This is a genomic window from Sorangium sp. So ce426, assembly GCF_051475585.1.
GTDB classification, from domain to species: domain Bacteria; phylum Myxococcota_A; class Polyangia; order Polyangiales; family Polyangiaceae; genus Sorangium; species Sorangium cellulosum_B.
The window spans coordinates 11,167,388-11,179,791 of the sequence record NZ_CP150341.1; the positions used below are offsets into that span (position 1 = coordinate 11,167,388).

General features: G+C 72.2%; 12 protein-coding genes. 10 read left to right on the top strand and 2 right to left on the bottom strand.

Going from position 1 to position 12,404, the window contains the following annotated elements:
• Positions 1-8 precede the first annotated feature (8 nt).
• A complete protein-coding gene (locus WMF44_RS41900; RefSeq protein ID WP_437295654.1) occupies positions 9-2,462 on the top strand; it encodes a DUF5682 family protein in 2,454 nt (817 codons plus the stop codon).
• Positions 2,463-2,579: 117 nt separating this feature from the next.
• Here WMF44_RS41900 and WMF44_RS41905 read toward each other — a convergent pair whose 3' ends face one another.
• Positions 2,580-3,536: a hypothetical protein gene (locus tag WMF44_RS41905; RefSeq protein ID WP_437295655.1), complete on the bottom strand. Its 957-nt coding sequence runs from the start codon at positions 3,534-3,536 to the stop codon at positions 2,580-2,582.
• A gap of 360 nt (positions 3,537-3,896) precedes the next feature.
• On the opposite strand from WMF44_RS41905, the gene WMF44_RS41910 reads away from it, so the two are divergent.
• A complete protein-coding gene (locus tag WMF44_RS41910) occupies positions 3,897-4,769 on the top strand; it encodes a hypothetical protein (protein WP_437295656.1) in 873 nt (290 codons plus the stop codon).
• 48 nt (positions 4,770-4,817) lie between these two features.
• Here the strand turns inward: WMF44_RS41910 and WMF44_RS41915 are convergent, their stop codons facing one another.
• Positions 4,818-5,768 carry a LysR family transcriptional regulator gene (locus tag WMF44_RS41915; RefSeq protein ID WP_437295657.1) on the bottom strand — a complete coding sequence of 317 codons (951 nt, stop codon included), beginning with the start codon at positions 5,766-5,768 and terminating at the stop codon, positions 4,818-4,820.
• Between the two features lie 185 nt (positions 5,769-5,953).
• On the opposite strand from WMF44_RS41915, the gene WMF44_RS41920 reads away from it, so the two are divergent.
• From WMF44_RS41920 to WMF44_RS41955, 8 genes are all read left to right on the top strand, one after another.
• The gene (locus WMF44_RS41920; RefSeq protein WP_437295658.1) at positions 5,954-6,274 is read left to right on the top strand and encodes a putative quinol monooxygenase; all 321 of its coding nucleotides are present in this window, start codon (positions 5,954-5,956) and stop codon (positions 6,272-6,274) included.
• A 63-nt stretch (positions 6,275-6,337) separates the two neighbouring features.
• Positions 6,338-6,838, top strand: coding sequence for a hypothetical protein (locus WMF44_RS41925; RefSeq protein ID WP_437295659.1), 501 nt, complete (start codon positions 6,338-6,340; stop codon positions 6,836-6,838).
• 86 nt (positions 6,839-6,924) lie between these two features.
• Positions 6,925-7,197: a hypothetical protein gene (locus WMF44_RS41930; RefSeq protein ID WP_437295660.1), complete on the top strand. Its 273-nt coding sequence runs from the start codon at positions 6,925-6,927 to the stop codon at positions 7,195-7,197.
• A gap of 169 nt (positions 7,198-7,366) precedes the next feature.
• Positions 7,367-8,827 carry a sensor histidine kinase gene (locus WMF44_RS41935; RefSeq protein ID WP_437295661.1) on the top strand — a complete coding sequence of 487 codons (1,461 nt, stop codon included), beginning with the start codon at positions 7,367-7,369 and terminating at the stop codon, positions 8,825-8,827.
• On the top strand, positions 8,824-10,209 hold the full coding sequence (locus WMF44_RS41940) for a sigma-54-dependent transcriptional regulator (protein ID WP_437295662.1): 1,386 nt from the start codon (positions 8,824-8,826) through the stop codon (positions 10,207-10,209). The genes WMF44_RS41935 and WMF44_RS41940 overlap by 4 nt, the downstream gene beginning before the upstream one ends.
• 248 nt (positions 10,210-10,457) lie before the next feature.
• A complete protein-coding gene (locus WMF44_RS41945) occupies positions 10,458-11,126 on the top strand; it encodes a UPF0158 family protein (protein WP_437295663.1) in 669 nt (222 codons plus the stop codon).
• Between the two features lie 23 nt (positions 11,127-11,149).
• Positions 11,150-11,782, top strand: a complete 633-nt coding sequence (locus WMF44_RS41950) for an OmpA family protein (RefSeq protein ID WP_437295664.1) — start codon at positions 11,150-11,152, stop codon at positions 11,780-11,782.
• Positions 11,783-11,832: 50 nt separating this feature from the next.
• Entirely contained in the window at positions 11,833-12,219 is a 387-nt protein-coding gene (locus WMF44_RS41955; protein WP_437295665.1) for an AgmX/PglI C-terminal domain-containing protein, read from the top strand.
• Positions 12,220-12,404 lie beyond the last annotated feature (185 nt).

Genomic DNA, 12,404 nt, shown 5'->3' on the forward strand with positions numbered 1-12,404 from the left:
GGGACCCGATGGACCTCGACCGGCTCGCCGCCGTCCACCTCTTCCCGGTGCGCCACCACTCGCCGCGCTCCAGCGCGACGCTGCGCGCCTACCTCGACGAGGTGCGCCCGAAGGCGATCTTCGTCGAGGGCCCGAGCGACGCCACCCCGCTCCTCGAGGCGCTCGTCGACCCGAAGACCGTCCCGCCCGTGGCGATCCTCGGCTACCGCACCGACGGGGAGCCCGCGTCGTCGCTGTGGCCGTTCGCCGCCTACTCGCCCGAGTACGTCGCGGTGAAATGGGCCTTCGAGCACGGCGTGCGCGTCGAGCTCATCGACATCCCCGTCGGCACGACGCTCGCGCCCTTCGACGGCGCCCAGGTCGGCCACGATGACGCCGACGATCCGGGCGGCCACGAGCGCGAGATCGACGAGGACCGCGGCGAGCACGGGGAACACGGCGAGCACGGCGGACACGGCGAGCACGCGGACGACGGCGGCGCAGGGGACGGCGGCGACGGCGAGCCCGCCAGCGCGGAGGGGGAGCAGGAGAGCATCTATGCGGCGTGCGCGCGCGCCCGGGGCTTCCGCTCGTTCGAGGAGTTCTGGGAGGCCTCGTTCGAGGCGCCCCGCTACGATCCCGGGCCGTTCCGCGAGGCCCTGCTCGCGTACGCGGACCTCGTGCGCAGCGACGGGGACCGGCTGATCCACAGGGCGCGCGACGCGTACATGGCGCGGAGCATCCTCGAGCGCATGGGGCCGGACCTCGCCCCGAGCGAGGTCGCGGCCGTGCTCGGCGCGGCGCACGCGGCGGCCTTCGCGGCGCGCGACGTCGATCCGGCGCTGGAGGCGCGGCTGCCGGCGCCGATCCCGTGCGCCGTGACGCTCATCCCGTTCAGCTTTCCGCGGCTCTCCGAGCAGCTCGGCTACGGCGCGGGCAACCGGGCGCCGCAGTACTACCAGCGCGCGCACGACGCGGGCGGCGACTTCCGGCGCGCCACCCTCGAGGTGCTGATCGACTTCACCGAGCACCTCCGCCTCCGCGGCTTCATGGCCTCGCTCGCCGACACCATCGAGGCCTTCCGCCTCGCGGTCTCGCTCGCCGAGCTCCGCGGCAAGGCGGAGCCGGGCCTCGACGAGGTGCGCGAGGCGACGATCGCCACGATGTGCCGCGGCGACGCCACGCACGTCGACGGCTTCCTCTGGCCGGCCGTCATCGGGCGCAACGTGGGCCGCGTCGGGGGCGGCATCGGGAAGAACTCGCTCCAGGAGGAGTTCTGGCGCGAGGTGCGCGAGCGCAGGCTCCCCGCCACCGACGCGCCCGAGTCGTTCCGGCTGTCGCTCACGAACGAGGTCGAGGTCGGGACGAGCGTGCTCCTGCACCGGCTCCGCATCGCGAAGATCCCCTACGCCGCGTACGCCGGCACCCGGGCGGCCGGGCGGGGCGGCGCGGGCGCTCGCGGGCAGCGGCGCGGGCAGGCGGCGAGCGAGGTGCCGCCGGACGAGCTGCTCCGGCAGCTGAGCGAGACGTGGGAGGCGCAGTGGACGCCGGCGACCGACGTGGCGCTCGTCGAGAAGATCGTCCTCGGCGACACGCTCGAGCAGGTGGCGACGCGGCTGCTCGAGGAGGACCTCGCGGCGTGCCACACGACCGGCGAGGCCGCCGACGTGCTGCTGAACGCCGTGCTCGCGTCGAGCGCCCGCGCGGCGGCCTCGGCGCTCGACGCGTGCGACAGGTTCGCCGCGGGCGACAGCGATCTGCCGTCGCTCGCCCGGGCGTGCCGCGCCTTCGCGGGGCTCGCGTCGTTCGGGTCGTCGCGCTCGCTGTCGTCGCTCGGCGACGGGGTGATCGCGACGATGCTGGAGAAGACGTTCGCGCGCGCGGTCCTGCGCGTCCACGGCGGCTGCACGGGCAGCGACGAGGCGGTCGCCCCGGCCAAGGAGGCGCTGCGCACGCTGCACGACGTGGCCCTGTCGCAGCCGATCGTCGACCGCGCCGCGTGGTTCGAGGCGGCGCGGGCGCTCGTGGACAGCGACGCGGTGAACCCCACGGCGTCGGGCCTCGCGTGCGGGCTGCTCTACCTGGCGCAGGTGATCGACGACGCCGAGGTGGCGCGGATCGTCGGCCTGCGGCTCGGGAGCGCGGCCCCGCCCGAGGCGGCCGCGTCGTTCCTGGCCGGCTTCCTCGAGGTGAACGCGCTCGTGCTCGTGAAGAGCCGCCCCGTGGTCGAGGCGCTCGACGCGTTCCTCGGCGGCATCCTGCCCGAGCGCTTCAAGGACACGCTCCCGGTCCTGCGGCGCGCGTTCGCGGCGCTCGGCGCCACCGAGCGGCGTTACCTGCTCGAGAACGTGCTCGCCGCGCGGAAGCTCGGGGACAAGGCCCGCGCGGCGCAGGCGGTGCTGCTCGAGAAGGACCGCGAGAAGCTGAAGGAGATGAGCGAGGACCTGTCGCAGGCCATGGACGACCTGGACGACCTGCTCTGACGCGGGGCCGTGGCCGGGGCGGGCCGCGCGCCGCCCTCGCCATGCGGCCCGCCGCTGTCGCCATACGGCCCGCCGCCCTCGCCACGCGGCCGGCCGGGCCAGCGGGGCTCGCTCGCCTCACTCCTTCCGGCCAGCCCGCGACCAGCCGCCGACGTTGAGCCCCGGGTGCGCCGCCAGGAAGCTCTGCATGCCGGGCGGCGGGGACACCCACGCCGCGAGGCGCTCCGGCGCCTTCCTGGTGGGCACCACCGCCGAGCGCGTGTAGGAGCTCCACGCGCCGTCGCCGCAGGCATAACACGCAGCGCGCGCGAGCTTCGCGGTCACCCGGAGCGCCCCCCGCGCGTCGTAGGTCGGCGCGATCTGCACGAGGTCCGGCGCATTCTCCTCTTGCTGGGCGGCCACGGGGTCGTCCTCGTCCTCGTCGAGGAGCGCCTTGGCCTTGCCCTGCAGCGCCGGCACGCCGGACACCTCGGTGAGCAGGTCGACGATCGCCCCCGTGTCGGCGTCCCACACAGTGAACTCCACGCCCACGAAGCCGTGCGCGCCGCACGCGTAGGTGTACGTCCGCTCCTCGATGAACAGGTACGGCCCGACGCTCCCGATCGCCTCCGCCTCGTGCTGGATCACGTTGCTCCCGTCCGCGTCCGACGGCGCGATCACCTGCTGGCGCGCGCCCGTCCCGCGCAGCACGAGCTCCGCGCGGCTCGCGGTGCCCTCGCCCGGCTCGTTCATCTCGTCGGGCCCGAACTCGCAGGCCGAGGTCTCCACCTTCACCTCGCGCACCTCCCAGCGCCACTCCCCTCGACGGGTCGCCACGACGATCCCGGGCTCCTCGCGGATCACCGCGCCTTCCTCGGTGAGGTGCCATGTCCTCGGCGGCCCATCACCCGTGCGGCCCCAGACGAGGAGCTCCCCGCCGAGCGCGGCGCCCTCGGCGCCGTTGGACTCGGACGAACGCGGGGCAGGCGAAGGCGGGACGTCGAGGGCAACGGGAAGAGCCGACTGCGGGCGGGCGGCGCAGCCGGAGATCAGCGCAAGCAAAGCGATCGACGTGGCGAGTCGGGGGCGCGGCATGCCGGCCCGAAACAGCACGGCGCGTGCCGCAGGGCGCTGTCGGGAAAGGCCGCGCCGCGCAGGGGGCGGGTGTCTCCGCAGACCCACACCGCGTGGCAGCCGGGAACCATCATGGCCCTTCAGAGGGCAAGAGGGGTCGGCCACGTCGCCACGAGGGCGCTCTCGCCCGGGTCATTGACCCGCCGGGCGAGGACGATCTGCACCCCGAAGCGAGATCGATCGTGCGTGTGCAGAAAACAAGCACGTCGGACCGCGGGAGCACGTAAGCATTAGCGCGTTCTTTGCGGTGCTCGCGGCGTGTCGCCGGAGAGCGCTTTCTCCTTTCGTGTTTCCTGGGTGGCATGCGAGCCTGCGCCGGCCATGCGAAATCGGCTCGATCGGCTCGCAAAGGACGTCGCCCAGGCGGGATTGACGGCGACGGGCAAGGTGGTGACCGACGCGGAGGTTCCCGGAGAGTCGCAGCACGCAGACGTGTGGTATGAGCCGGATCCGGCGCGCGCTTCTGGCCGCGAGCGCCTCGGAATGCTCGGGCGCCTCGCGGCGACGGCGTGCACCATCGAGGCCTACAGCGACAGCCCGAGCGCAGACGAGGTGCGTGCGTGCTTGCAGAAGCACCTCGGCGCCTGGCGGAGCTGCGTGGCCCGGGATCGTACGGCCGAAGCCCCGTTCTTATGGATTCTCTCGACCGGGCGCCCCAAGGCCGTGCTCGACGGACTGCGGATGGATCCCATGGCTGGTTGGCCTGCGGGCGTGTACGCAGGCCCCGACCTGCTGCGGACGGTCGTCGTCGTGCTCGGCGAGCTGCCCCGCGAGCGCTCGACCCTTCTGATCCGGCTGATGGGCGGTCGGCGCGTGCTGCGCGAGGCGATCGAAGAGCTCCGCCTGTTACCGGAAGAGGCGCCGGAGCGCGCCATCGCGCTCGGCCCTCTGCTACGCTTCCGAGCGGCGCTCGTCGAGCCCGGACCGGCGACGCCCGAGGAAGAGGAGTTTGTCATGACCACCCAGGAGCTCGTCGAGCAGTTCATCGAGCAGGGGCGCAAGCAGGGGATGGCGCAGGGGACGATCGAGCTGTACGAAGCGCGGTTCGGCCCCATGCCGCCAGCGCTGCGGTCCGCCGTGGAAGCCATGCGCGACCTGCCGACGCTCCGGAGGTGGCACCTGCTCGCCGGAACCGGGACGCGCGACGAGGTGCATGACGCGATAGCTGCCGATCCGGCTGGACGCTCGTCCTGAGCTACACCTGGGCCGCCAAGCGGCCGCAACCGAAAGCGATAAGATCGCTCACCGCCCTCGCGCAGGGGGCCCATCGGCCTCGCCCGGGCCCGCGACAGGCTCACACGCGACGGCGCGCTCGATGGCGGTGCGAAGCCAGCTGTGGCCCTCGTCGCCCACGCAGCGTTCCGGCCAGACGAGCGTCAAGGTGTAGCCCCTCGCCTCGAGCGGGCACGGCCGCACCACGAGATCGAGCTTCCGGGCCAGCGCCACGGCGACCCGCGCGGACGCGGTGAGCAGCAGGTCAGAGCTGGAGAGGATGAACGGAGCGACGAGGAAATGCGACACGGTGAGGGTCACCCGACGACGCAGCCCCCGCGCCGCCAGCTCCTGATCGATGACGCTGTGGTCCTCTCCGTGCGGCGAGATCATCAGGTGCTCGCAGGCAGCGTAGCGCGCCGCCGTGAGCGCCTTCCGGGAGGCCGGGTGGCCCCGCCGCATCAGGCAGACGAGCTGCTCGGCCGCGAGCTGCGTGGACCGGCATCCGTCGGGCACCGGCCCGCCGCGCCCCAGCTTGGCGTCGAGCTCGCCGCGGCGCAGGAGCTCGGCGAAATCCGGCGGGATGTTGCGGCACCGCAGGTTCACGTGCGGCGCCTCGGCGGCGAGGATCCTGGTCAACGGCGGGAGCACGAGCAGCTCCAGGTTGTCGGTCGCGACGAGCCGGAACGTGCGGGTCGAGCGCCTCGGGTCGAACCGCTCGGCCTGGCCGAAGACCTGCTCGAGCCGCTCGACGGCCTCGGCTGCTCTCGGCAGAAGGTCCCGCGCGCGCTCGCTCAACGTCATCTGCCTGCCCACCTGGACGAGCAACGGATCCCCGAAATGGGCGCGCAGCCGTGAAAGCGCGTGGCTCATCGAGGGCTGCGTCACGCCCACCCGGCGCGCGGCGCGCGTGACGCTCCTCTCCTGGAGCAAAGCGTGCAAGGCCACGACAAGGTGGGTGTCCACCGACGGCAGACGCATGGCCGATGGATACCACGCCGACCCATAGACATCGTCTATGGATCGGTTCACCGACTGTCGATTCGACGATCGATCCGCCGGCGTGTATCTCTGGTCTCCGGAGGGCTCGTGCTGCCGCACGGCGCCCCCAGGTGCCGCCGCACAGAGCCGGAGCCCCCAGGGCGCCCCCAACCCAGGAAGCTGCCATGATCATCGAGTACATTCGCTACACGATCCCCGCAGAGCAAGAGCAGGCGTTCCTGTCCGCTTATCGCGCTGCGGCCACGGAGCTGCGCGGCTCAGAGCATTGCCTCGACTATGAGATCTCCCGATGCACCGAGGAGCCGGCGAGCTTCGTCGTCCGCATCCGCTGGGACTCGCTGGAAGGCCACCTCCAGGGGTTTCGCAAGGACGCGTCGTTCCCGTCCTTCTTCGCCAAGGTGAAGCCCTTCTACGGGTGCATCCAGGAGATGAGGCACTATGCCTTGACCGACGTCGCCGGCGCGGGGGGCCGCTCTGGCGGCTGAACGAGCGCGCGTACGGCGCGGGCTCCCCTGGTTTCGCGCAGGCCATCGTGCAATGCTCCCTTGATGACGCGGAAGATCGCATCGTTCCAGGCGCTCGCCCTCGGACGGTCGCTCTCCCTTCTTCTGCTCCTCGTTCACTGCACGAGCACGCCGAGCCCGACGACCTCGGCCGCGACCCCGGACGCTCCGCCCGGCCGAGGGCCAGGCTCGATCGCGGAGCGAGGGCCCGGCCCGGAGGCGGCCCCCGAGCAGGAGCCGGCCCCCGAGCAGGAGCCGGCCCGAGGGCCCGAGCCCGCGACCGGCGGCGCGCCGACTTCCGATCCCGACCAGAGCCCTGCTCCCGGTCACGCGCCCAGAGCGGACCTCCCGCCGCCCGCCAGGCCGGCGCGATGCGCGGCTCCAGCCCGACCTGCTCAGGACTTCGTCGACTGCGTCGCCCGCGAGGTCTTCGCCGCCGGCTGCTGCTACCCTGGCTTCGAAGCGGCCTGTGCGAGCCTCGGCTGCTCTCTCACGTCCTGCGAGCTCTTGAAATCGCACCCCCCGCAGGCCCAATGCACCCCCTGATGTTCATGCCCCCGGAGGGCGCGGCCATGGGCAGCTCTCGACAACAGCCATGTCCGCGGCGACAGCCCGGTCGCCCGTCGCCGTGGGTGCATAAGCCCGTCTCGGCGCTCCTCGTGCTCCTCGTGGCGGGCGCCGCGCTCGCGGCCTGCTCCAGGGTCACCGGCGCGCCGAAGGGCCGCGAGGCGGCGCCGGAGCGCGACGGCGCCTGCGCGGATCCATCGAAGCCCAAAGCGTACTTCTATCCAGCGGAGAACCGGACGGACTACGCGCCTGACGACCCCTGGAAAGACGGCTGCGCCATGCTGGTGCCAGATCACCTGTTCTGCTGCCCGGAGAAGGCGCCCGCCACGCCGCGGTAACAGGTCCTCCCGGAGCGGCCAACCAGGCTCCGCAGGGGAGCGCGCTCCGGCGGCCCGCGCGTCGCGCGCGCGGGCCATCGCCGGTGCCGCAAAATGCGGCATGTCGTACTTTGCGGCGGCGTCGAGCGGCGTTGGCTCGCCGCGCGCCACCTGCGCTACGACGTCGGGCATGAAGCTGGCGCGCAAGCTGACGCTCGCCCTGGTGTTCGGGGTCTTCCTTGTGCTCGCGCTGAGCGCCTACGTGCAGATCCGCAGAGAGTCCAAGACCTTCGAGAACGACGTCCAGCGGGACCATCACGCGATGGGCCGCGCGCTGGCCGCCGCCATCACGGGGGTGTGGCGCACGGAAGGGCCCGCGCGGGCGCTGCGCCTCGTCGAGGACGCCAACGAGCGCGAGAGGCAGGTGGACCTCCGGTGGGTCTGGCTCGACGCGCAGGCGGATGACGCCCATCGGCCCCGCCTCGCGCCGGAGCTGCTCGTCCCCGTCTCGCGAGGGCAGGCGGTCGTGCACAGGCTCCCTCGCGAAGACGCGGACGTGCTCGTCACATGCGTGCCAGTGCCGGTGACCGGCGACCGCGTCGGCGCGCTGGAGCTCTCCGAGTCGCTGGCGGGAGCCCGCCGCACCATCCACGGCATGATCCTGAACACGGCGGTCACGACGGCCGCTCTGACGCTGGTATGCGGGTTGCTCGCGACGTCCCTCGGAGTCGGCCTGGTGGGACGTCCCATGCGCACGCTGATCGATCAGGCGCGGCGGATCGGCGCGGGCGATCTCTCCCGGCGCCTGTCGCTGCGCCAGGAGGACGAGATCGGCGAGCTCGGACGGGAGATGGACGCGATGTGTGATCGCCTCGCCGCGGCGAACCGGAAGCTCGAGTCCGAGGCGACCGCGCGGCTCGCCGCGCTCCAGCAGCTCCGCCACGCCGAGCGGCTGGCCACGGTCGGAAAGCTCGCGTCGGGGATCGCACACGAGCTGGGAGCGCCCCTCCAGATCATCGCGGGGCGCGCGCGCATGCTGGTGGACGGGGACGTCACGGGAGATGAGGTGCCGGCCAACGGGCAGATCATCCTCGAGCAGTCGCAGCGGATGACGCAGATCATCCGCCAGCTGCTCGATTTCGCCCGGCGCCGCAGCGCAGAGAAGCAGGAGACCCCCCTGAGGAGCGTCATTCACAGCACGTTCGTCATGCTGAGGCCGCTGGCCGAGAAGCAGGGCGTCACGATGGTCCAGGAAGGAGACACGCCGGAGCTGGTCGTCCACGCCGACGCCGATCAGCTCCAGCAGGCGCTCACCAACGTGGTGGTCAACGCGATCCAGGCCATGCCGTCCGGCGGCACGTTGACCGTCGGCCTCCGGGCAGAGCGCGCCAGTCCCCCGGCCGACCAGGGAGGGGCCGAGGGAGAGTATGTCGCGCTGTCCGTTCGTGACGAGGGGCAAGGCATGCCGGCCGACGTCCTGGAGCACATCTTCGAGCCGTTCTTCACGACAAAGCCCGTGGGCGAAGGGACCGGGCTCGGCCTGTCGGTCGCCTACGGCATCATCAAGGAGCACGGCGGCTGGATCCACGTCGACAGCCGGGTGGGCTCCGGGAGTCGCTTCACGATGATGCTGCCGCGGGGGAACTCATGACAGGGCGCGTCCTTATCGTCGATGACGAGCGCGGCGTCTGCGAGCTCCTCGACGCCGGGCTCAAGAAGCGCGGGTTCCGGACGGCGTGGCGAACGTCGGCCGCCGAGGCGTTCGAGCTCCTCGGCGTGGAGGACTTCGACGTCGTGATCACCGACATGACCATGCGCGGCATGAGCGGCCTCGATCTCTGCGAGCGGATCGTCCAGAACAGGCCCGATCTCCCGGTCATCGTCATCACCGCGTTCGGGAGCCTCGACACCGCCACGTCCGCCATCCGCGCCGGCGCGTACGACTTCGTGACCAAGCCGTTCGAGCTCGAGGCGCTCCGGCTCACCGTGGAGCGCGCCCTGCGCCACCGCGCCCTCCGCGAGGAGGTGCGCCGCCTGCGGCGCGCCGTGGCCGACGCCCGCGGCTACGAGCAGATCCTCAGCGGCAGCCCTGTGATGAGGAGCGTGTTCGACCTGCTCGATCGCATCGCCGACTCGGACACGTCGATCCTCATCACGGGAGAGAGCGGGACCGGCAAGGAGCTCGTCGCCCGCGCCGTGCACCAGCGCAGCCGGCGGAGCGAGGGCGCGTTCGTGGCGGTCAATTGCGCCGCCGTCCCGGACGCCCTCCTCGAGAGCGAGCTCTTCGGCCACGCGCGGGGCGCGTTCACCGACGCCAAAGGGGCCAGGAGCGGCCTGTTCGCGCGGGCCCACGGCGGAACCCTGTTCCTCGACGAGATCGGCGAGCTGCCGATCGGGCTCCAGCCGAAGCTCCTGCGCGCCCTCCAGGAGCGCGTCGTCCGGCCCGTCGGCGCCGACGAGGAGCTCCCGGTGGACGTCCGGCTCATCGCCGCGACGAACCGCGACCTCGAGACAGCGATCGAAGAGCGCCGTTTCCGCGAGGATCTCTACTACCGGATCAACGTGGTCCACGTCGACCTGCCGCCGCTCCGCTCCCGCGGCGCCGACGTGCTGCTGCTCGCGCAGCATTTCCTCGAGCACTTCGCGACCGTCAAGGCGAGGCCCATCCAGGGCCTCTCGGCGCCCGCGGCGGAGAAGCTCATGGCCTATGCGTGGCCCGGCAACGTGCGCGAGCTCCAGAACTGCATCGAGCGGGCGGTCGCGCTCGCGCGGTACGATCACATCACCGTCGACGACCTGCCCGAGAAGATCCGCACGTACCGGCGCTCCCACGTCCTTGTCTCGAGCGACGACCCGACCGAGCTCGTCCCCATGGAGGAGGTCGAGCGGCGCTACATCCTGCGCGTCCTGGAGGTGGTCGGCGGGAACAAGAGCCAGGCGGCGCAGATCCTGGGCTTCGACAGGGCGACCCTCTACCGGAAGCTCGAGCGGTACGGCATGCGCGGAGGCCGCTCGAGCGACCCGAAGCCGTGATCCGCCCGGCGGCCCCGCAGCAGCGCCCGGCCGCGTGCTCGACAAGGCGCGCCGCCGCGCCGCCGCGCCGCCGCGCCTGGTCGAGCGCGCGCCGCGGCCTCCCAGGGGGCGCGACTCCGCTCCTCGTCGGCCTGTTGCACAACGCGACACCCGCGGCTGCTGGCGGAAAACACGCTCCCAGGCGCGCCGCGCGGCCGCGCGCCTCCTGCGCGACTGGCATGCGAGCTGCCTGCCGGCCGGTCGCGCAGATGAGCACCACAACGACGGAGTCCGCCGCTGCGAACCGGAGCATCCCTGTCGACTGGAACGCCCTCGCGAACGCCTTCGACAACAATGCTCGGCACATCCGCTATTTCCTTCACCTCGAGACAGGCGCGGTGATCCGGCTGGTCGACGGGCTCGCCGACCCGGACACGCGCGCGCGCATCGAGGCGGATCCGGGCTGCGTGCGCGTCGACGCCATCGGCGCGCCGGAGCAGTACCGATGGCTGCAGGCGTTCATCCCGACGGTCGACGACCTCGAGCTCCAGCTGCTGCTCCTGCAGTGCCTCCAGGGGCGGGGATCGTTTCGGCGGTTCAAGGCCGCGCTCGCTGGCAGGCCCGAGCAGCTCCGACGCTGGCGCGTCTTCCGGCTCGCGCAGATCCGTGCCACCATCCTCGCGTGGTTTCACACCCGCGGCCTGATACCGGCTTCGTTCGAGCATGCGTGGCCCAGCGAAAGCGCTGAGCCGAGGGGATCTCGCGCCGCCGACTCGGCTCGCCAGCGGCTCGACGCGGCGGCGAGCGCCCTCGCGCCCGGCGATCTCCACGCGCTCACGTCGCTCGCGGAGTTCCTGCGCGCGACGCGCTCCGGCCTGCCGATTCCCGCGGTTTCATCGAGGGGCGACGCAGAGCGCCCCGGTGGCCTGGGCCCGTGACAGCGGGCCATGGAGACGCGATCATGAACGATATCGACGATAAACGAGATGTGACGAGCCGCCCGAGCCCCCGTCGCTGGCTCGTCGCGCGGCGAGCCACGGGCCTCGGGCCCTGGGTCGCCGGCGCCGTGCTCGCGGCGATGGCCCTGGGCCCGATCGCCTGCGGCGGCGTCACCACGTTCGAAGGAGGGAAGGCGCTCGCCGTCGTGGGCCGGCCGCCCGCGCCGCCCCCGCCGCCGCCGCCGCCCCCGCCGGAGCGCGTGGTCGTGACGGACGACAAGATCGTCATCAACGAGAAGATCCAGTTCGAGTACGACCAGGCGACGATCCGGACGGAGTCCCACAGCTTGCTGGACGAGGTCGTCGGCACGATCAAGAAGCACACGCACATCAAGAAGATCGCCATCGAGGGCCACGCGAGCGCCGAGGGGTCGGAGGATCACAACCTGAAGCTCTCGGACCGCCGCGCCAAAGCCGTGATGAAGTACCTCGTCGACCACGGGATCGCCGCCGGCATGCTCACCGCCAAGGGCTTCGGCAAATCGAAGCCCATCGCGGACAACGACACGCCCGAGGGGCGCGAGAAGAACCGCCGCGTCGAGTTCAACATCGTCGAGCAGGACACCGCGGAGAAGACCGCGGACGCCGCGAAATGAAGGCCGGTCCGAAGCCGCCCGCGAGCGGCGCTCCCCGCAAGGAGGCGAGCATGAAGCAGTGGTTGTCGGGTCTCACCATGATGGTTCTGGCGATCGCGTCCGCGGGCTGCTCCTTCGCAGTGCGGAACGCCGAGATGTACCGAGACGATACGGCCGCGCTGCTCGAGACGAGGCGCGACGAGATCAGCGCGTGTTACGACGCGGAGCTCGCGCGGAACCCCCGCGCGCAGGGCAAGGTCACCGTCGCGTTCACGGTGCTCGAGGACAGCGGCCGCATCACGGAGGTCGCCGTCGACCCCGCCGGCACCACCGCGTCGGACGATGTGGCGAGCTGCGTCGTGAAGTCGATCGACGGGCTCGTCCTCACCCCGCCGGACGAGAGGCAAGGAAAGGGGAAGTTCGTCTGGGAGTTCACCGTCGGGGCTCCGAAGGCGTAGCTCCGCCGCGCCGGCGGAGCCCGGCAGCGCCGCCGCGCTCCGCCGCGCCGTCCTCCTTGTGCCCGGCGGCCACGCCCCCTATCCTGCCGCCGTGCGGCACGCGCGCACGGCGCTCGCGGCCGCTCGCTGCTCGCGCCGCGGGGCGGCTCATCGGGCTCCCGCCAGACAGGCTCTCTGGAGAGCTC

Coding starts and splice junctions, on each gene's coding strand:
- WMF44_RS41940 (WP_437295662.1), top strand. CDS start 8,824: ATGACAGGGCGCGTCCTTATCGTCGATGACGAGCGCGGCGTCTGCGAG.
- WMF44_RS41900 (WP_437295654.1), top strand. CDS start 9: ATGGACCTCGACCGGCTCGCCGCCGTCCACCTCTTCCCGGTGCGCCAC.
- WMF44_RS41935 (WP_437295661.1), top strand. CDS start 7,367: ATGAAGCTGGCGCGCAAGCTGACGCTCGCCCTGGTGTTCGGGGTCTTC.
- WMF44_RS41910 (WP_437295656.1), top strand. CDS start 3,897: ATGCGAAATCGGCTCGATCGGCTCGCAAAGGACGTCGCCCAGGCGGGA.
- WMF44_RS41955 (WP_437295665.1), top strand. CDS start 11,833: ATGAAGCAGTGGTTGTCGGGTCTCACCATGATGGTTCTGGCGATCGCG.
- WMF44_RS41915 (WP_437295657.1), bottom strand. CDS start 5,768: ATGCGTCTGCCGTCGGTGGACACCCACCTTGTCGTGGCCTTGCACGCT.
- WMF44_RS41905 (WP_437295655.1), bottom strand. CDS start 3,536: ATGCCGCGCCCCCGACTCGCCACGTCGATCGCTTTGCTTGCGCTGATC.
- WMF44_RS41945 (WP_437295663.1), top strand. CDS start 10,458: ATGAGCACCACAACGACGGAGTCCGCCGCTGCGAACCGGAGCATCCCT.
- WMF44_RS41920 (WP_437295658.1), top strand. CDS start 5,954: ATGATCATCGAGTACATTCGCTACACGATCCCCGCAGAGCAAGAGCAG.
- WMF44_RS41925 (WP_437295659.1), top strand. CDS start 6,338: ATGACGCGGAAGATCGCATCGTTCCAGGCGCTCGCCCTCGGACGGTCG.
- WMF44_RS41950 (WP_437295664.1), top strand. CDS start 11,150: ATGAACGATATCGACGATAAACGAGATGTGACGAGCCGCCCGAGCCCC.